Below are 19,231 nucleotides of genomic sequence, written 5' to 3' on the forward strand. Positions count from 1 at the left end.
ACGCGGACTATTCCTGGACCGGGCGTTCTCCGCGATGATGCCAGCCGCCGCGGCGGTGACCGCGATGACCTTTCATCTCGGAGAGTTCAGCTTCGGTGATCTCACCGTCGCCATCGGCATCGATACGCTCGAACATCGGCATGCCGCGCGATTCAAACTCGTCGATCGAGATCACGCCGTCGCCATTGGTGTCCTGGCGGTCAAACATGCGCTGCTTGCGCATTTCCATGCGGCGCTCGCGCTCTGCTTCGTGGAAGGCTTCGATTTCCTCGAGGCTGAGGCCGCCGTCACCATTCGTGTCAGCGGCGGCGAAGCGTTCAGCTTTCTGCGCTTCGACTTCTGCGGTCGAGATGACGCCATCAGAGTTGTTGTCGAACCGTTCGAGCATACGCTCGGTGCGCATTTCGCTACGGTCAGGGCGTTCGCCCTCTTTGTGATTGTCTGCGACTGCGAAGCCAGCTGCGGCCACGGACAGGATGCCGGTCATTGTTGCGGCAAGTGCAAGTTTCTTCATGTCGGGTCCTCTTATTTTTGCGTTACCCGACAGGTGAGACGATGACCGGTCAGGAATCCGTCGCGAGAGGCCCTATTTTTTTGCAGCGAATGTCAGCAACTGCCCGGCGAACCTCACTGTAGCGATGCTCAAGCACCTGGAATCCCGGACAATCTGCAGCCAGCGCCAGACGCTCTTTCAGCGCCCTTGAAAAGTCCGCGGACGACACTTCGCTGCCAACGGCGACACGCTGAACCTGTTGCAGCGATTGCAGGAGGCGGAAGGCATGGTCGAGCGACTGGGCCTCATCTTCTGACAGGAAACCATCATCGCGAAGCGTCTCGATGGCCTCGCCCGTATTGGCGCGGATGATGTCCGGATTGCGGCTGAGCAGCATGCCCTGCTGTAGGACGAATTCGAGATCGACGAGGCCGCCCTCGGTGAGTTTGATGTCCCAGTCCCCGCGCGGCGGCTTTTCACGCCAGAGGCGCTGGCGCATGTCGAGAATGTCGGCTTTGCGCTCTTCATCCGGCTTGCCATTGATGATGGCGTCGCAGGCGACCTCCTCCATCCGGCGCGCGAGCGCTTCATTCCCAGCGACGGTGCGAAGCCGGGTCAGCGCCATTAGCTCCCACGTCCAGGCGTCATTGTGCTGATACTTGTCGAAGGCAGAGAGCGAGACCGCCACGGGCCCTGCCCGCCCTGACGGGCGAAGGCGCATATCGGTCTCATAGAGATTGCCTTCTGCCGTTTCAGCAGAGATCGCCGTGATGAGGCGCTGCGCGAAACGGGTGAACCAGCCGCCAGCTTCGAGGGCACCCTCTTCGCTTGGCTCAAAGACGATGAGAAGGTCGAGGTCAGAACCCGCCGTCAGTTCCCGGCCGCCAAGCTTGCCGAGCGCCGCGACAACCCAGTGTCCGGGTTGTGGACCGTATTTGCGCGCTGTCTCAATCGCTGCGGCATCCGCCATGAGGCGCACACATGTGTCAGCGAGGTCACTCCAGGCGAGCGCGGCCTGCGAGGCCGGAAGGCGCGAATGGAGCAGCCTGTGGCCGATCAGGAAGGCGCGCTCATTCTTCCAGCGGCGGACTTCGTCCATCCGGCTTTCGAAATCCATCGCCTTGTCGAAGGAGGGCGGAAATTCCGGCGCGTTCTGTGAGACAAGCGTCTCAAGCAGGACGGGCCTGCGCGCCAGCGTCTGTGACAGGCGCGGCGCAATGGCAAGCGTTGTGACGAGATCTTCCAGCAGCGCCTCTTCGGCGACAAGCATGGAGAGGGTCTGGATGCCGGCGCGAAGGCCTTCGAAGAACTGGGTGAAGCGCAGGAAGGCTGTGTCTGGCTCCCCCGTCCGGCTCATATTGAGGAGCAGGTCTGGCAAGAGGGCTGTGAGCAGCCCCCTGCCCCGTTCAGTGCGAGTCGCCGCCGTCTTGCCGCGGTGCCAGTTCTGGATGGTGGAGATGACGCGTGACGGATCAGAAAAACCGAGCGAGGAGAGGGTCGCGACGGTGCCGGGGTCTTCATCGACGCCGGTGAATACGAGATTGCCTTCTGCGGCAGAGCGGGTCTTGCGCTCTTCTTCGGCAAAGAGGTTGCTGTAGTGACGCGAGACAATGGTCCGCGTGGCGAGCAGATCCTCGTCGAAGGCGGCAAGGTCATCATAGCCGCAAAGGCGGGCGACCAGCGTGCGGCGTTCCTTGTCCTTTGGCATGCGGTGTGTCTGCTCATCCTGAAGCATCTGGATGCGGTGCTCTGCTGCCCGAAGGGCGATGTAGGCAGCTGACAGCTCTTCAGCGACAGGGGTTTCGACAGCCTTGGCCGCGACAAGCGCGTGCAGGCTGGAGAGCGTCTTGCGCCCACGCAGGTATTCATCGCGCCCGCCGAGGATGATCTGCTGTGTCTGGACGAAGAACTCGATCTCGCGGATGCCGCCCGGCCCGAGCTTCACATCCGGCGCTTCATCAGCAAGGGCAGCGCCTGCCTTGGAGTTGATCATGCGCTTGACCGCCTGAACGTCGGCGATGGCCCAATAGTCCATGTGACGGCGCCAGACGAATGGCGCGAGCGTTTCGAGAAACTCTTCGGCGCAGCCAATGTCGCCTGCCACGGCGCGCGCCTTGATCCAGACCATCCGCTCCCAGTTCTGGCCAACACTTTCATAGTAGAGGCTCGCCATGCGCGTGGAGACAGCCGGCGGGGTCGATGACGGGTCTGGACGCAGGCGAAGATCGGTGCGGAAGACATAGCCGTCGCCGGTTTGGTCCTGCAGGATACGCATCGTCTTCTGGATGATGCGGTTCGCCTTGTCCTGCGCCTCGCCGCAGCCCTCATCGAAGACCTGAGCATCGAAGAAGGCGGCAACGTCGATATCGGACGAATAGTTGAGCTCAAACGCGCCCATCTTGCCGAGGGCAAAGATGAAAAGGCCGTCGGGTTTCAGGCCCTTTGCGTTTAGCGCCGCCTTGAGGGCAGCTCTCAGGGCGGCGTCGGCAAATCCGGTCAGCTTCGCGGTGACGTCTTCCACTGACCATTCGCCGGCAAGGTCAGCGGCGGCGACGGCCATGTGATGGGCGAGTTTCGCCCGGCGGAGGATGGCCATCGTCTCATCAATGGTTCCTGCGTCGCCGGCGGCTTCGACCTGCGAGATTGCATGATCATGAAGCGCGCCCGCGCCTTCGCTTTTCAGAAGCTCCAGCGCCTCTGGCACGCGCCGGGCCAACCGGGCGAGGTATGGCGCAATTTCTGAACCGGTCTGGAAGGCATCGGCTGCGTTGGCCGCAATAGGATGGATATTCAACATCCTGAGGGTTCTAGCGTTCGCGCGGCAGAGAAAAAACCGTTTTCAGACCAAAAGGCTCTGGTTCTTCGTGTGCCCAGAGAAGCTCGATCTCGCCCTTGTGCAGGTCAGCGACTGAATCCACCAGTGCCAGACCGAGGCCAGAGCCGCTTTGGGTCCGTGCCTCATCGAGGCGGAAGAAGCGTTCCTTGGCCCGCTCGCGCATATCCTCGGCGATGCCGGGGCCGGTATCGCTGACCTCTATGATGATCTCATCATTGGTCCGCATGGCCTTCAGGGAGATGCTGCCATTCTCTGGCGTGTACTTGATGGCATTGTCGAGAAGGTTGGAGATGGCCTGCGCCAGAAGCTCACGGTCGCCCAGCACGAAAAGGTTGTGGCCGATCTCGCTCTCGAATTTGAGGCCTGCGTCCTCGCAAGCTGGTTCATAGAGGTCAGCCAGTTCCAGCAGCATTTCGCGCATATCGAAACGGACCAGCCGACCTTCGGCGCCCGCATCGAGGCGTGAGAGGCGCAGGATCGCATTGAAGGTGGCGAGCACCCGGTCAACTTCCTCCACCGTGTGGGCGAGCGTGTCGCGCGCTGTCTCAGTGCTCATTTCGCCGAGCAGCGCCGTCTCCAGCCGGTTGCGAAGGCGCGACAGGGGGGAACGGAGGTCATGCGCGATGGAGTCGCCGGTATGGCGGCTGGACGCCATCAGGCGTTCCAGCTTTTCGAGCATAGTGTTGAGGTGGGTCGCGAGCCGGTCGAACTCGTCGCCCGAGCCCTGCACGGGGGCGCGAACATAGAGGTTGCCCGCAACAACAGCCTCAGTGGTGCGGGTCAGCTGTTCGGCGCGGCGGGCCGCATAACGCGAGATAAAGATGCCGCCGATCAGCGCCAAAAGGACGCCAATCGGTGCGGCCGTCGTCACAGCCTGCGTAATGCGGCGGACGATGCGGCTGCGTTCGCCCGTCTCAATTGCAACCAGAAGAACGTGGCCGGTCGTCAGGCGAACAATGCGGCCTTCGGCCTCCGTCAGAGTAGGCTCTGCGCCGGGACGGGGGACTTCGATGGTCAAGCTTACATTGCCCCAGACGCCGACCGTATTTGGCGGCGTCACGGGCAAATTAGGAAAATCGCCGATGAGGCGTTCGCCTTGCGGCGTTTCAAGCTGGTATCGAAAAGGCGCGCCGGGGACGAGCGCACGCTCAATCAAGGACTGCTCTAGCCGCTCTATACCGAAGCCGTAGAAAGCAAGCTCCAGCGAGCTCATTTCGGCCTGCAAGCGTTGGTCGGCCTCTGCACGCAGAGAGCCGACCGTTGCTTGGAAAAGATAGGAAAGAAGAAGGAAGGAGAAGAGTCCAAAGAGGACTGAATAGACCAGCGCAAGCCGGAACGTCGTCGTCCGGACAAATGCGAAGCGGCCTGAACTCATCCTTGCAGGCAGTAACCTGCGCCGCGAACGGTCTGCAGGAGCTGCTCGTCGAAATCCTTGTCAATCTTGGCGCGAAGGCGCGAGACGTGGACGTCGATCACATTGGTCTGGGGGTCGAAATGATAGTCCCAGACCTTTTCAAGAAGCATAGTGCGGGTCACGACCTGTCCGGCATGGCGCATCAGGAATTCCAGAAGACGGAATTCGCGCGGCTGCAGATCGATCTTCTGGCCGGCCCGCCAGACCTTGCGGGCGAGAAGGTCCATTTCAAGGTCAGCAACCTTGAGCTTGGTGACTGGCGGCTCTTCAGACGCTTGGCGACGGCCGAGCGCCTCGACACGGGCAGCAAGTTCCTGCGGCGCGAAAGGCTTGGCAAGATAGTCGTCAGCGCCTGCCTTCAGGCCTTCAACGCGATTGTCGACGTCCGAGAGCGCAGAGAGGAAGAGGGCCGGCGTCTGCCCGCCCCCATTCCGGTATTCCTCGACAAGCTTGAGCCCGTCCTTTTCAGGAAGCATCCGGTCCACGACCAGCGCATCGAACTCACCCTCGCGGGCCTGGATCAGGCCGTCTGCGCCGTTTTCGGCGATGGCGACCTCATGACCAGCCTCTGAGAGGACCTGGTTGATGAACTTCGCATGCTCGCGATCATCTTCGATGACTAGAACCCGCATGAACCGGATCTCCTGAATTTCGCGTCAGTCCGACGCTGCCTCGCTAATGTCGGCAGTAACGAACAGTGTCCGCTGACCGTTCCGCACAGCGAGGAGTAGCTTGTCGCGGCCCTTCGCCTTCATGTCTGCGATGGCGTTTTCGAGGTCCGCAACGGAGCTAAGCGAGGTGCCTGCTGCGCTGAGGATCGCCATGCCGGCACGAAGGTCGTACTCGGCAAGCGGGCTGTCACTATCGACACCTGAGATCATCAGGCCAGCCTCGTCTGCGTTGAGGCCGAGCGTGCGGCGATCAGCATCCGTAAACGGACGAAGCGCCAGTCCAAGAGGACCATCCTTTGCCGCATCTGGCGCGGTTTTCTCAGTCGAGTTCGAATTGGACGATGCGATCTCGTTCGGGTTTTCCGGGCGCTCGCCGACCGTGACGTTGACCGTCTGCTGCTCGCCGCCGCGAAGGACGGTGAACGTATTGTCAGAGCCTGCAAGCAGGCCGCCGACCAGGCGGGTCACAGAGGTTGCGTCCGTGGTGTTCGTGCCATTGACCGACAGAATGATGTCACCGCGGCGCAGGCCGCCGGACTGGGCCGGGCTGTCTGGATTGACGTCCGCGATGATAGCGCCGCGAGCCTCTTCGAGGCCCTGCGCATCCGCCATGTCTTCGGTGACGTCCTGAATGGTGACACCGAGCCAGCCGCGCGAGACGCGGCCATCCTGGATCAGCGCATTGGTCACGGTCACCGCCAGCTCTGCCGGGATGGCAAAACCGATGCCGACCGAACCGCCGGTTGGTGAGAAGATTGCGGTGTTCACACCGACCACGCGGCCCTGAAGGTCAAAGGTTGGGCCGCCCGAGTTACCGCGGTTGATCGCTGCATCGATCTGCAGGAAGTCGGTGTACGGGTTGTTGCCACCAAGCTCACGGCCATCAGCTGACAGGATGCCTGCCGTTGCCGTGCCGCCAAGACCGAACGGGTTGCCGAGGGCCACGACCCAGTCGCCGCGGCGAAGCTGCGTGTCGGTCTCGAATTCGACGAAGGGGAACGGGCCGCCTTCGGTGACGCGGATCACGGCGAGGTCGGTCTGCGTGTCCGTGCCAACCAGCTCAGCCGCAAGCTCACGCCCGTCTTCGAGGACGACTTCGATCTCGGTTGCGTCCTGAACGACGTGGTTATTGGTGACGATGTAGCCCTCTTCAGAGATGAAGAAACCGGACCCGAGCGAGCGCGCCTCACGGGTTTGCGGCTCGTTCTCCATTTCCTCTTCACGCTCGCGCATATAGTCGTCAAAGCCCGGAAGGCCGCGGAAGCGTTCGAAGAACTCTTCCATATTACCCATGCCGCCGACTTCACGTTCGGAAACGACGTTCACGCTGACCACAGCGGGGCTTACCTTCTCGATGAGGTCTGCAAAACTCATCGGCGCGCCAGCGGGCGGCTCGATCGAAATCGGCTGCCTTGCGTCTGCCTGCTGATAGAGGGCCGGGGCGTAGACCAGAGCACCTGCGCCAGCAGCACCAAAGACAGCGGCGACAAGGGCCTGTTTCGACATAGAGATCGCTTTCATATTCCTCACATACTCCTCAGAATTTATTGACTCGAATATTGTGCCTATTCCTCAGCGTGTACCAGTCCACAGACTGATTAAACATCGGTTAGACTTGAATTTTTCGGTTTCCCGGAAACCTTATTTGCTCGCGACTTTGCATCAATGGAGCTGCGCACCCTGCTGCCCGACTCGAGCGTCCTGTGTACCGGGCATCTGTCGGCGATCTCCAGCAGGCGTGCAAGCTGCTCGTCGTCAATGTCGCCCTCAACCGAAACCGTGCGTGTAAACGTGTCGATCTTGTCGGCTTCGCCGCAGTCCGTGCAGTCTTCGGCATGTTCGCGCGTATGGCCGACGGCGACGCTGATATGGTCTACCGGCCAGCCCTTGCGGTCCGCATACATGCGCAGGGTGATCGAGGTGCAGCCACCCAGCGCCGCAGACAGCATCGAATAGGGGTCCGGGCCAGTATCGCTGCCGCCAAGCTTGCGGGGCTCGTCAATGATCTGGCGGAAACCTCCGCTCAGCACTTCGTTTTGATACGGGCCGGGGCCTTGGGTTTCGCGCACCAGCACACCGTCGCCTCTGAAATCTTCGCGCTCGTCTGCATCAGGCTGCACATAGCGTTCGGCCCATCCAGCGATCACGCTGGCGGCAAAGTCGGTATCTTCGTCGAGGTCGAGGAAATGGGTGGCGTCATCAAGGCTGACAAAGCTCTTGGGGTGGCGCGCCTCCATGAAGAGCGCGGTCGCATGATCGACGCTGACTTCTTCATCGCCCGGCGCGTGCAGGATGAGTATCGGCAAGCGAAGTCTGGAAATCGCCTGGCCGACCTGCGCTTTGCGCAAGTCATCAAGCAGCGCCTTGGTGATCGTGAAAGGCCGCCCGCCAAGCTTTACCTCGGCCGAGCCATCGGCTTCCGCGCGTTCACTGCCGTCACCGAACTGGCTGATGACGTGCGCTGCCTCTGCAGGCGCGGCGATCGTGACGAGCGCTTTCAGCGTCTCGATGCCCGAAGCAGCGACGATGGACGCCGTGCCGCCAAGCGAATGGCCCACCAGAAGGGACACTGGCCGCCCCTGCCCTGCCATCCAGGACGCTGCGGCGTGGATATCAGCGACATTGCTGGAGAAGTCGGTGTCGGCGAACTCGCCTTCGGACTCCCCTATTCCGGTAAAATCAAAGCGCAGGACGCCAATGCCGTGCTGAGCCAGCGCCCGCGATAGAGCGACCGCCGCACGAGACTGCTTGGAGCATGTGAAACAATGAGCGAAGATGGCCCAGCCGCCGAAACGGCCAATCGGGTGTTCAAGCCTGCCGGAAATCGTCTGGCCGAGACTGCCTTCGAAGCTCACCCTCTCGCTATACATGCCGTCTCCCTCAACACCTTTGCGCCTTGAACGGAGATAGGCGCGGAGGGGAAGAGTTGCCAGCCGTCAGACCGAATGCCTCAGTTGCTATCTTCCGGAGCGACCGCTTCGACCCGCCCGGAACTGCGCCGGTTGCGGCTGATCGCGAAGGCAAGCGCGCCGCCCGCGAGAAGGAAGATAAATGGCGCGCCCCAGAGCAGGAAGCCGCCTAGCCCGCGTGATGGCGGGCGGAAAAGGACAAAGTCGCCATAGCGCTCTGCGAACCAGGTGCGGATTTCCTGATTGGTCTGACCTTCCGCGACCATCGCCCGGACACGCTCGCGCATATCGGCGGCGATGTCAGAACCTGAATTAGAGATCGGCTCATTCTCACAGGCGACGCAGCGGATCTCTCGCATCAGATCCTGTGCGCGCGCCTCTTCCTGCGGGTCGGCAAGCGGGCCTTCAGCAGCAAAGAACAGGATCAGGGATGCGAGGATCGCTTTCATTCTTCGGCCTCTTTCGCTCGTGCCTTGCGCCCGAACATGCTGAGTAGAGCCCCAAGGCCAATCAGGATCGTCCCGAGATAGATGAGATCGATGAACGGGTTGAGGAAGACCTCAAACGTCCAACGCGTTTCGCCCTGCGTATTCCTGCGGCCATCGCCAAGCGCGACATAGAGGTCGGCGAGACCTGTCTTGTGGATGGCAGTCTCTGTCGTCGGCATCTGGGCGGCGGGATAGAAGCGCTTGTGCGGTTGCAGCTCTGTGACCGTGCCGCCGCGCCGGGCTGTGAGGGTCGCGCGTTCTGCATACCAGTTCGGCCCTTCGATACTCTCCACATCGTCGAGCGTGAGCTGCCAGCCTGCCACGCTGGTTGCCTGACCTTCCTGTAGCGCGATTGTCGTGTGCGCGCGGCCTGATGTTTCCAGCACGGCGCCCATGACGAAAAAACCAAGGCCCGCATGCGCAAGTGTCATCCCCCAGACGCGGGCCGGCATCTTGCCAAGGCGCTTTACCGTCTTTGCGCGGCGCCAGATTTCCATCGCTGCGCCCGCGATCAGCCACACAGCAATGGCAAGACCGATGCCTGCGAGAAGTGGAATATCGAACGGGCCGATCCCTGCGAGCCAGAAGACCGCAACGATGCCAGCAAAGGCGGCCGCCCATTTCCAGAGCGAGGACAGGTCCGCCTTGCCCCAGCTCCACGCCTGCACGATCGGCAGCGCGATCAGCGCGAGCGACATGATCGGTGTGAAGGTGAGATTGAAGTAAGGCTCACCCACAGACATGGTTTCGCCTGCGGCCTCAGCGATGAGTGGGAAAAGCGTGCCGAGCAGGACCGTCGCCGTCGCAACGATCAGGACGAGATTGTTGCCCATGAGCGCGCCTTCGCGGCTGCCGGTCGTCCAGTTCGGGCCAGCCTCCAGCTTGCCTGCACGGACCGCGAAAAGAATGAGCGCCGCCCCACCAAAGACCAGAAGGCCTGCGAGCAAGAGAGAGCCACGAAGCGGATCAACGGCGAAGGCATGTACCGACGTCAACACGCCGGAGCGCACAAGGAAGGCGCCGAGCATGGAGAAGCAGAAAGCCAGAACGGCGAGGAGCGCCGTCCAGACGCCGAAGCTGCCGCGTTTCTCCGTGACGATGACTGAATGGAGCAAGGCAGCGCCGATCAGCCACGGCATGAGGCTCGCATTCTCGACCGGGTCCCAGAACCACCAGCCGCCCCAGCCGAGCTCATAATAGGCCCAGTAGCTACCAAGCGCGATGCCGAGGGTGAGCGGCATGAAGGCAGCAAGCGCCCAGAGGCGCGCGGTGCGGGCCCAGACCCCGTCGATCCGGCCTTCGATGAGACCTGCCGCCGCCAGCGCAAAAACGAAGGAATAGCCGACATAGCCAAGGTAGAGCATGGGCGGGTGGGCCGCGAGCGCAGGGTCCTGCAGCAGCGGGTTAAGCCCTGCCCCCTGAAGCGGCGCCGGGTCGAGACGTGTGAAGGGAGAAGACGCAAGCAGGAGGTAGAGCAATGCGCCAGCGTTCAGCAGGCCTTGCACGCCGAGCGCGCGCGCCTCGAATACCGGCCGCCCGGTCGACATAACCTTGGCCGCCACCGCGCCGAAACCGATCCCCACCAGGCACCAGAGCGCCATGGACCCTTCATGATTCCCCCAAGTTCCGGCGACCTTGTAGACGAAGGGTTTCAGCGTGTGGGAGTTGGCCGCAACAAGCTGGACCGAGAAATCCGAAGTCGCAAAAGCGACGACCAGCGTGGCGAACGCAAACGTCATTGCGCCAAATGCGACGAGCGCCGACAGCCCCGCCGCGCGGCGCTGCCCCATCAGCCCCTGTCCGGCCTGAAAGAAGCTCAGGATCAGCGCAAGGAACGCCGCAAAGTGGCCTGCCTCAATCATGAAGTGGCCTGGCGAGCATTCTTCAGTTCGCGCGGCTGATAGTTCTCGTCATGCTTGGCCAGAATGTTTTCAGCCGTGAACGCGCCGCTTTCATCGAAACGGCCAGTGGCGACCACGCCCTCGCCTTCGCGGAAGAGGTCCGGCACGACGCCGGTATAGCTGACGGCAAGCGTCTCACCGGAGCCATCTTCAATCAGAAACGTCATGTCGGCACCGTCGCCATACTCGATCGAATCGATCTGGACCCAGCCGCCGATGCGCACGCGCTTTCCAGCATCAGGTTTCCCCTGCTCGGCCAGCAATTGCGGCGTATAGAAGAGGTCGGCATGCTGCTTCAGCGCGACGGCTGATAGCGTCACCGCACTCACCAAGAGCAGGCCGGCAATGGCCACGCCCCAAAGTCGTTTTGATCTGGCTCTCATAACAAGCGGGGTTTTAGTCGATACTGCAGGGTTTGACACTGCGACCGAAACATCCAGACTGTTCGCGGGTTATCGCAAGCCTTGTAGAGTTTATGCGCCGAGAGGTTCGACATGCCGCAATTCCCGCAACTCTGGGAAATCGAGAAGCAGCTATGGACCGGTCCTGCTGAAGACTATGACAAGTTGATGGCGGAGAACTGTGTCATGGTTTTCCCGCTGCCCGCTGGCATCCTTTCGCGCGACGCCATCATTGAAACGGTGAAAATGGCGCCCCGCTGGGATGATGTTGAGATCGACAGTGTCAGCGAAATCCAGTCCAGCGAAACGACGGTAACGCTTGCCTATGTCGGGCGCGGCCTCAAAGGCAGCGACACGTACGAAGCCTATTGCAGCTCTACCTATGTCTGCACCGATGGCGACTGGCGGATCGTACAGCACCAGCAGACACCGGCCTGATCAGTCTTCTGCCTCGCGCGCTTCGCGCGCAGCGTCCGCTTCAGCGCGCATCGCGTTCAGCATAGCGCGGCGAGGGTCGTCCTCTGGCAGGTCGGCGAAGACACGCTCCCAATGCGCCTGCGCCGCGTCGAGGTCACCTGCCTGATAGGCTGGCATGGCGGCAAGAATGCCTGCGCGCGTCTGCGAGTTGTCTAGCCGCCAGGCACGGTCATAAAGGCGTGCTGCAGGCTCTGTGATCATGCCGCCATCGCGGGTCACGACGGCGTCGGCAAGACCGAGTAGCGCCGGGACATGGTCCGGGTCACGCCGCAGCGCCGACTGAAAAGCGCGTAAGGCATCATCGGTGCGCCCCTGCGCGCGAAGCAGCACGCCGATATAGTATTGCGGCTCAGCCTCGTCCGGGCGCTCCCGTGCTGTGCGTTGCAGGCGCGCCAGCATCTCACCGGGCGAGAGATCTTCAGCCGGACGTGAGGCGATCTCAGCCTCGCGGTCAGCATAGGGCTGGTCAGGCAGCAGCGGCTGGCCCTTCAGCAAATAAGCACCGCCTGCGAGCAGCACGGCCGCGCCCATCCATATCAGTGTCGCGTGCTTCATTGGCCGCGCAACGTGATCGTGGCGCGAAGGCCGCCAAGCGGGCTCTCGGAGAGGTCCAGCCGCCCACCGTTCATTTCTGAGATATCGGCCACGATAGAGAGGCCAAGACCCGTCCCCGGCGCCGTCTCATCGAGCCGGACACCGCGCTGGAGCGCAGCTTCCCTGGCTTCCGGGGCAAGCCCCTTGCCGTCATCATCAATGTGTATGTGCATGAGGCCGTTCTGGCCGCCGCTGCAGGAAACTTCAACGCGCGAATTGGCCCACTTGCAGGCATTCTCCATGAGGTTGCCGAGCATCTCTTCCAGATCCTGCTGCTCGATCCGGGCGACCCTGTCCGGGCCGATCTCTGTCGTCACCGTGATATCTCTCGCCTCGAACAGACGGTTGAGAAGGCGCGCCAGTCCCGCCGCGACGGGCGCGATTTCAGTGCGCACGCCCAGCGCCTCGGACCGCGCTGCCGCTTGGGCACGCTTCAGGTAATGCTCGACATTGGCGCGCATGGATTCGGTCTGGCGCCGCACGACATCATCAAGACCGGTGTCGCCTGTCGCCTCATTGCGCAGTACGGCGAGCGGTGTTTTCAGCGCATGTGCCAGATTGCCGACATGGGTCTGTGAGCGCTCGACGATCTTGCGATTGCTATCGAGCAGCTTGTTAAGCTCATCCGTCAGCGGGACGACTTCAGCTGGATAATCACCGTCGAGCCGTGCCCTTTGGCCGTCGCTGATTTCGGCAATGTGGGCCTGCACCCGGTCAAATGGTCGAAGCGCCATGCGCAAACCGATCCACAGCGCGAGAAGCGTCCCGCCCGCCAAAGTCGCCATCGCAACAAGCAGGATGAGGCGCAGCTGATTGGCGCCGTCATCTGTCACAGCGCGGTCTGCTGCGGCCATCAGGAGGATGGGATTGTCGCGGTTCGGAACGGTGATCGAGCGGACGGCCACCCGCAGGCGCTCATCATTCGGACCGTCCGTATTGCCATACTGGGTCTCCCCCGGCTTGGCGAGCGCTTGGTCTGCGAGTTCGCGCGGGAGCGGCAGCGGCCCGTCCCAGACACTCTGGGAGCGTATGTCGTTTCCGAAACTACCGTCCTCCTGGACCGCGATCATCGCCCAGTAACGGCCCGACAGAGGCAGTTGGAAGCGCGAGTCGCTGGGAAGCCGCTCCGGAATATCCACGACCCGCCCGTCAGGCAGGATTTCGAGGGCGCGCGGCAGGGTTACGAGCGTGGAATCGAGTTCCTGCTGCAGGATGCGAACGGTCTGGGTGCGATACGCCGCCGTCATGGCGATCACGCCGCCAACAACGACGATCAGGCTCCAGACAATGGCGCCGAGAAACAGGCGGCGAGAGAGCGACAGGCTCGGCTTGGACGTCTGCGCCGTGTCGCTCATTTTTGCGTCGCCAGTTCCGGACGGATCAGGCAAGGCCCGCTGTCTCACCTTCCGGCACGACGAGGCGATAGCCGAGGCCACGCTCTGTCTGGATGCGGTCGGTGCCTATCTTCTTGCGGAGCCGGCCGATGAAGACCTCGATCGTGTTGGAGTCGCGATCAAAATCCTGGTCATAGATGTGCTCAACCAGTTCGGTGCGCGGAACGACCCGGCCCTGATGGTGCATCAGATAAGAGAGGACGCGGTATTCATGCGCGGTCAGCTTCACAGGACGGCCATTGACCGTTGCCCGGGCGGCCCGGGTGTCGACTCGCAGGCTGCCTGCTTCGAGCGCGGCGGCTGAGTGACCGGTAGCCCGTCGCAGGAGGGCGCGAAGGCGCGCCAGAAGCTCTTCAGTGTAGAAGGGCTTAGTAAGGTAATCGTCAGCGCCAGCATCGAAGCCAGCGACCTTTTCGCTCCAGCGGTCGCGCGCGGTCAGGATCATCACAGGGAAGTCCTTGCCGTCATCGCGCCAGCGCTCGAGGATAGTCACACCGTCCATCTTGGGCAGGCCAAGATCAAGGATGACAGCGTCATATGGCTCTGTATCGCCGAGAAAGTGTCCGTCTTCGCCATCGGCGGCGAGATCAACGGCATAGCCCGACTGGGTCAGGGCATCGGCAAGCTGCCGGCGAAGATCAGCATCGTCTTCAACAACAAGAATTCGCATAAATGTTTACCTAGCTAACGCTTATGATCTGACCATTGTGCGCGTTGATCGTGAACTGCACGAGTTCACCCTGACGCGTCGTCCAGTCGATGACATAAACTTTTTGTCCGTTCCTATCAAAGAGGCCGACGAAACGGCGCATCTCGCCTCCATAGCGCGACTCGATAGGACGTAGAATGTTCTTCAACGGGAGTATCTCTCCGCGCTCGCGAGCATTGCGCGCGTCATCCGCCGTGAAGGAATTGCTCCACTGGCCCTGTGCCGTTGCACATGGCGAGAAGGCAGCAAGGCCAACGCAGAGAGAAAGAATGATCCGTTTCATATGACGGGTTATGCACCCTCGGCCCTGAATACATGCTGAATGACAAGAGCGGAGTTTAGTCAGATTTGAAGTCAGCTCAACGCTGGCGGGCCCATTCGCGAAGGCTCTCATCCTTTGGATCTTCCAGCGTAACTTCCAGCCGGGCATAGAGATGACCCGGCGTGTCCTTGAACTGAACGCCCTTGTTGCGAAGACGAAGCACCATCCCCGTATTGGCGCCCTCGGGGACTTTCAGGGTCACAGTACCAGCGGGCGTGGGGACCTCGATATTGCCGCCAAGTACCGCTGTCTTGAGCGGCAGCGGCACCGACATTCGCAGGTCTGACCCTTCGCGCGTCCACGTCTTGCTTGGGCGGACGTGAAGTTCCAGCAGCGCATCGCCAGGAGGGCCGCCTGTCTGCGATGGCTCACCCTGGCTTTTCAGGCGCAGGACCTGGCCGGTGGCAACGCCCGGCGGGATCGAGACATTCAGACTCTTATTGTCTGCCATCGTCATCTGACGCTTCGCACCGAGGACCGAGTCCTCAAACGAGATATCGACGCGGTAGCGAGTATCTGCGCCCTTGCGCGGGCCTGCCCTGCGTCTCTGGCCACCGAACATGCCCGACAGGATGTCCTCGAACGGGTCGCCCTGAAACGAGCTGCCATGCTGACGGAAACCGCCGCCGAAGCCGCCGCCATAACCACCGCCTGCGCCAGCAAAGCCGGTCGGATTGCCATCGGCATCGATCTCGCCCCGGTCAAACTGGGCGCGTTTGGATTCGTCGCTGAGGATTTCGAAGGCCGCTGACGCTTCCTTGAAGGCGTTCGCTTTCTTTTCGTCATTCGGGTGAAGGTCGGGGTGAAGTTCCTTGGCCTTCTTGCGGTAGGCCTTCCGGATCTCCTCGGTCGAGGCAGATTTGGTCACACCGAGTGTCTGATAGGGATCGCGGGTCAAGGATGTCTTTCTCTTTCTTCACACTGAAAATCCAATGCCTAGTTAGAGTGCGCCCGCGCCGATTGAAACCCACCTGCCTAAACGTCCATCAGCTGCGACTTCCGCGACACGCAGCTCATTCACGGAAACCTCCAGCGCCGCAGCCGATTCCGGCGTCCTGAAATTCACGACCTCTGTGCCGTCTAGCAGGCCGCGAACCTCAAAAAGTCGCGGCCCAGTCGGGTCTGGCAGGTCCCAGCTATCAGGGATGTCCGGCGCGCTGGCGAGCCAGCTCACCTGCATCCCTCCAGCTGTCTGCTTCGCCCGCAGGTGGGCGACCGGCCAGGGCAGCCCGGCGCTGTCTTCATGCCTGAAGACTTGCGGGTCAGACCCACCAGCCCGCCAGTACATCTCGATGCCAACTTCGCCGCGCGTGAGCGCAACCGGCTCGAGCGCGTCATCGACGATGACGACAAGCGCGCCCTGCCCTGCCGCAGCAGGCGTTGAGCCGTAGAGGCCCCGGAGCAAGCCAGAGAGACGCCAGCTCCCATCCTTCTGCAAGTCAGCCCTCTGAAAGGATAGCGCTTCCCACTCCTCCTCGCCCTGCACCAGCAGCATGTTCGCACCGGCCAGCACGCTTTCAGCTTCAGCGCTGGAGACTTCACCGCCGAAGAGTTCAAGCGCTATCTCCGAGCCGGTATCCCACCGGTGCGCCGGTCCCGCGACCAGCGGCGCTAGCAGGCGCCCGATGGAAGCCGGCGCTGGCACGCCTGCCCGCACCGTCAGGCCGTTCAGGCTCCGCCCGGCTTCGACGGAGACAGGTCCGACCCATGGTGATCCGGTTGCTGCGACCAACGGGCCATTGCCTGACTTGCCTGGCAAGGCTGGTGCATCGATCAGGATGAGTTCGGGCGTCGCTGGAATGAGCGCGGCGGTGCCCGTGCCCGGTACAGAGCCAGCGAGAACAGACACCGGCTCTACCGGCCGCGACAGCTCTAGTCTGCGCGCAATCCCCTCATCAGAGATATCATCAATCACCCATTCTCCCGGCAGCGTCTCAACCGATATACGGTCGCCAGGCTCCAGCGCCAGAAGGTGCGGTGGGAGCGTGAGCGATGCACGCTCGCTTTCCACCGTCGCTTTCAGCAAATCGCCGGCGACCCGGCTTGCTTCGCCCTCCGACATGAGGAGCGGCAGGCTGGTTTCGATGCGATAGCGCGCGTCTCCGTCCGGAAGGCGGGCGTGAGAGACGGCGGGCGCATAGGCGTCATCGGCGCTGATATGGGTGAGCGTGAGATGGCCCGGCCGTTTGTCGAGCAAGACGTGCGTCATGGATGGGCCATCGCGGGCTATCTCACCGGCTGCGACGGTCAGTGCGGTACTTCTAGGTGCTGGCTGCAAAGAAAGCCCCGCTTCGCTTTCGCGGCAGCTGAACCTGTGCAGCGCCTGAAGCGGCTCCAGCACTGACCGGAGCGTCGAGGGCGCTGGCACGATGAACCCCTCCACCAGCCCGTCAAGCGCGCCCGCCTCAATCTCTACACCCGAAAGCGCGGACAGGTCTTCGATCACGGCAGAGAGCGGCACAAGGCCTGCTCGCCCGTTCAGCCAATGACCGAGTGACCAGTTTGGCCCATCGCTCCAGACGTCGCCTCGAACAGGAAAGTCAGGCCAAGGCCGCGCATCCCACGCCCAGGCAAAAGCGGCGTCGACGAATGGCTGTGCCTGCCAAAATGACAGCGACACCTCCAGCGCCCGCCGCTGCAGCACATCATTGCGCGCGCCATCCGAAAAATGCGGCAGCGCGCTCTCGGAGCTTTTCGGGTCGTAGAAGACATTCGGCGCATTCGTGCCGCGATCAACGGCCGGAAAGCCGATCTCCATGAGGCGGATCGGTTTCAGGCCGGGCGTCCAGTTGGTCGCCGTCGATGAGCGGATGCCGCCGGGCCGCGGGTAGTGCGTCTGGCCCCACCAGCTCCCGATATCTTTCTGCCGGAAGACCCAATGCTCGCCATGGGCACTGTCCGCGATCGGCGTTCGCTCCTGCGCCGCGCGTGCCTCCGCTGATGCATAATACCAGTCATAGGCCTCCCCGCCCTGTAAATTGGCGGCGAGATAGGCGGCGTCCGAAGCCCCTTCGAAACCTGCCAGCGCATCGAGATGATCAGACCCGCCGCGCCAGTCGCTCAGCGGCGGGTACCAGTCCACGCCGACGAAATCCAAATCCGGTGACGCCCAGAGCGGGTCGAGCGGGAAGAGCACGTCGCCAGACCCGTCCTGCGGGACGTAGGCGCCATATTCGGTCCAGTCCGCCGCATAGGAGATGAGCGTGTCCGGCCCGAGAATGTCCCTCGCCTCCGCCGCGATCTCGATCAGCGCCTCAACGAATGGGAAGGCCCCCGCATCATCGCGCAGGCGTGTCAGGGCGACCATCTCGCTACCGATCAGGAAGGCACCCACACCGCCCGCCTCAACTGCAAGGCGCGCATGGTGCAGGATGAAGTGGCGATAGCCAAACGCGCCATCGGCGGCGACGAAGCCTTCGATCTCTGCGCGCACCGATGCCGTCCCGTCCGGCAACGAAGTGGTCCGTCCGCGCCACGGAAAAGCCCCCTGCTCTGCCGCGCCATAAGGGTCGGGCAATCCGTTTCCCTGCGGAATGTCCATCAGCAGAAAAGGCGATAGCGTCACCTCAAGCCCGTCTGTTTTCATTTGCGCAATCGCCTGAAGCACAGACCTGTCAGACGGCGTCCCGCCATAGTTCGCTTTTCCGCCCGACTGACTGACGAGACGGGCTTCTGCGCGTGAGAGACCAGCCACTTCCCATCCGAAGGGCACACTCATACGCTCACGGGTCTCGACGCCGGGCCGGATGCGGCACGTACCTGCGCGAAGGTCATCCCCGAACCATGCGACCGTCAGGGCGGCGCGCCGAAGCTGCGGAAAATCATCCTGCGCCTGCGCCAAAGACTGGGTGAAATTGGCCGCGCCAGCCGGATTATTCATGTTGAGCGACGTTTCGACACCCGGAAAGCGCCGTTCACGGACGATATCGGTCGCATACGCAAACTCACCTGTCGCCGGGATGATGTTCAGCCCTTCCACGACGCGCCGCAGACTGCCCTCATCTTCGAGCGCTCGAAAGACTTCGAAGCTAAGCTGCGGCAGGCGGTTCCCGAAGCGGTCCAGCGGCAAATCCTCGAACACGATATAGGCCGTTCCGCGATAGGCTGGCGCATTGCCTGCGCCCTCGACCGCTTCGATCAGCGGATCTGGAAGCTGGCTCTCATCGCCGCGATAGAAGCGATGATTGACGTCAGCGAGCGCCAGCACCTCGCCATTCGCCCAGATGCGCCCGAGCCGGGTGACAGGGCCCTGCGCGATCGCGACCGCGAAGCTCACCGAATAGCTATACTCATTCAGTTTCGGGCCGCCCTTGCCTGCAGAGCGCTCACGGCGCTTCTCCTTGAACCGGGCCGCCCAGATGACCTGTCCGCCGACCCGCGCGCGTCCATAGACGAGCGGCAGGCCTGCGCCCTCCCGGCTTTCCATGAGGTGCAGCGCGCTCATTCGCGGGCCGTGAACATCGCCGGCAAAAGCGCTGTCCACGGCCCGGCCCGCAAGCCCGCCTAGTGCGCCGCCAAGGGCCGCGCCTGAAATCTCCGCCCCCAGCGGGTTGAGACTACCCGGCAGCAGAGCGCTGCCAAGAGCCTGACCGGCCTGCGATAGAATGATCTGTCCCATGAGC

The 19,231-nt window shown here is 62.4% G+C and carries 16 protein-coding genes; 1 reads left to right on the plus strand and 15 read right to left on the minus strand.

What is annotated here, in order from left to right; all coding sequences use genetic code 11:
* Window positions 1-7 precede the first annotated feature (7 nt).
* From D1222_RS08515 to D1222_RS08555, 9 genes are all read right to left on the minus strand, one after another.
* Window positions 8-514: an EF-hand domain-containing protein gene (locus D1222_RS08515; protein WP_119453842.1), complete on the minus strand. Its 507-nt coding sequence runs from the start codon at window positions 512-514 to the stop codon at window positions 8-10.
* Between the two features lie 49 nt (window positions 515-563).
* Window positions 564-3,290, minus strand: coding sequence for a bifunctional [glutamine synthetase] adenylyltransferase/[glutamine synthetase]-adenylyl-L-tyrosine phosphorylase (locus D1222_RS08520; RefSeq protein ID WP_119453843.1), 2,727 nt, complete (start codon window positions 3,288-3,290; stop codon window positions 564-566).
* 10 nt (window positions 3,291-3,300) lie between these two features.
* Window positions 3,301-4,704, minus strand: a complete 1,404-nt coding sequence (locus tag D1222_RS08525; protein WP_119453844.1) for a sensor histidine kinase — start codon at window positions 4,702-4,704, stop codon at window positions 3,301-3,303.
* A complete protein-coding gene (locus D1222_RS08530; protein ID WP_119453845.1) occupies window positions 4,701-5,375 on the minus strand; it encodes a response regulator transcription factor in 675 nt (224 codons plus the stop codon). Before D1222_RS08530 ends, D1222_RS08525 begins: the two co-directional genes overlap by 4 nt.
* Before the next feature lie 24 nt (window positions 5,376-5,399).
* Entirely contained in the window at window positions 5,400-6,935 is a 1,536-nt protein-coding gene (locus D1222_RS08535; RefSeq protein WP_119453846.1) for a Do family serine endopeptidase, read from the minus strand.
* 77 nt (window positions 6,936-7,012) lie between these two features.
* Complete coding sequence (locus D1222_RS08540) at window positions 7,013-8,284, minus strand: alpha/beta fold hydrolase (protein WP_119453847.1); 1,272 nt, start codon at window positions 8,282-8,284, stop codon at window positions 7,013-7,015.
* A gap of 80 nt (window positions 8,285-8,364) precedes the next feature.
* Entirely contained in the window at window positions 8,365-8,772 is a 408-nt protein-coding gene (locus tag D1222_RS08545; protein WP_119453848.1) for a cytochrome c-type biogenesis protein, read from the minus strand.
* The gene (locus tag D1222_RS08550) at window positions 8,769-10,673 is read right to left on the minus strand and encodes a heme lyase CcmF/NrfE family subunit (RefSeq protein ID WP_119453849.1); all 1,905 of its coding nucleotides are present in this window, start codon (window positions 10,671-10,673) and stop codon (window positions 8,769-8,771) included. Before D1222_RS08550 ends, D1222_RS08545 begins: the two co-directional genes overlap by 4 nt.
* The gene (locus D1222_RS08555) at window positions 10,670-11,095 is read right to left on the minus strand and encodes a cytochrome c maturation protein CcmE (protein ID WP_119453850.1); all 426 of its coding nucleotides are present in this window, start codon (window positions 11,093-11,095) and stop codon (window positions 10,670-10,672) included. Before D1222_RS08555 ends, D1222_RS08550 begins: the two co-directional genes overlap by 4 nt.
* A 111-nt stretch (window positions 11,096-11,206) precedes the next feature.
* On the opposite strand from D1222_RS08555, the gene D1222_RS08560 reads away from it, so the two are divergent.
* A complete protein-coding gene (locus D1222_RS08560) occupies window positions 11,207-11,551 on the plus strand; it encodes a nuclear transport factor 2 family protein (protein ID WP_119453851.1) in 345 nt (114 codons plus the stop codon).
* Here D1222_RS08560 and D1222_RS08565 read toward each other — a convergent pair whose 3' ends face one another.
* From D1222_RS08565 to D1222_RS08590, 6 genes are all read right to left on the minus strand, one after another.
* Window positions 11,552-12,145, minus strand: a complete 594-nt coding sequence (locus D1222_RS08565) for a tetratricopeptide repeat protein (protein ID WP_119453852.1) — start codon at window positions 12,143-12,145, stop codon at window positions 11,552-11,554. It abuts the gene before it with no gap.
* Window positions 12,142-13,539, minus strand: coding sequence for an ATP-binding protein (locus tag D1222_RS08570; protein ID WP_119453853.1), 1,398 nt, complete (start codon window positions 13,537-13,539; stop codon window positions 12,142-12,144). Before D1222_RS08570 ends, D1222_RS08565 begins: the two co-directional genes overlap by 4 nt.
* Before the next feature lie 25 nt (window positions 13,540-13,564).
* On the minus strand, window positions 13,565-14,248 hold the full coding sequence (locus D1222_RS08575) for a response regulator transcription factor (protein WP_018147580.1): 684 nt from the start codon (window positions 14,246-14,248) through the stop codon (window positions 13,565-13,567).
* A gap of 10 nt (window positions 14,249-14,258) precedes the next feature.
* The gene (locus D1222_RS08580; protein ID WP_119453854.1) at window positions 14,259-14,570 is read right to left on the minus strand and encodes a PepSY domain-containing protein; all 312 of its coding nucleotides are present in this window, start codon (window positions 14,568-14,570) and stop codon (window positions 14,259-14,261) included.
* Window positions 14,571-14,646: 76 nt separating this feature from the next.
* The gene (locus D1222_RS08585) at window positions 14,647-15,507 is read right to left on the minus strand and encodes a DnaJ C-terminal domain-containing protein (protein WP_119453855.1); all 861 of its coding nucleotides are present in this window, start codon (window positions 15,505-15,507) and stop codon (window positions 14,647-14,649) included.
* Window positions 15,508-15,549: 42 nt separating this feature from the next.
* Complete coding sequence (locus D1222_RS08590) at window positions 15,550-19,227, minus strand: baseplate multidomain protein megatron (protein ID WP_182481920.1); 3,678 nt, start codon at window positions 19,225-19,227, stop codon at window positions 15,550-15,552.
* Window positions 19,228-19,231 lie beyond the last annotated feature (4 nt).

The organism is Henriciella algicola (assembly GCF_003576245.1).
Taxonomy (GTDB): domain Bacteria; phylum Pseudomonadota; class Alphaproteobacteria; order Caulobacterales; family Hyphomonadaceae; genus Henriciella; species Henriciella algicola.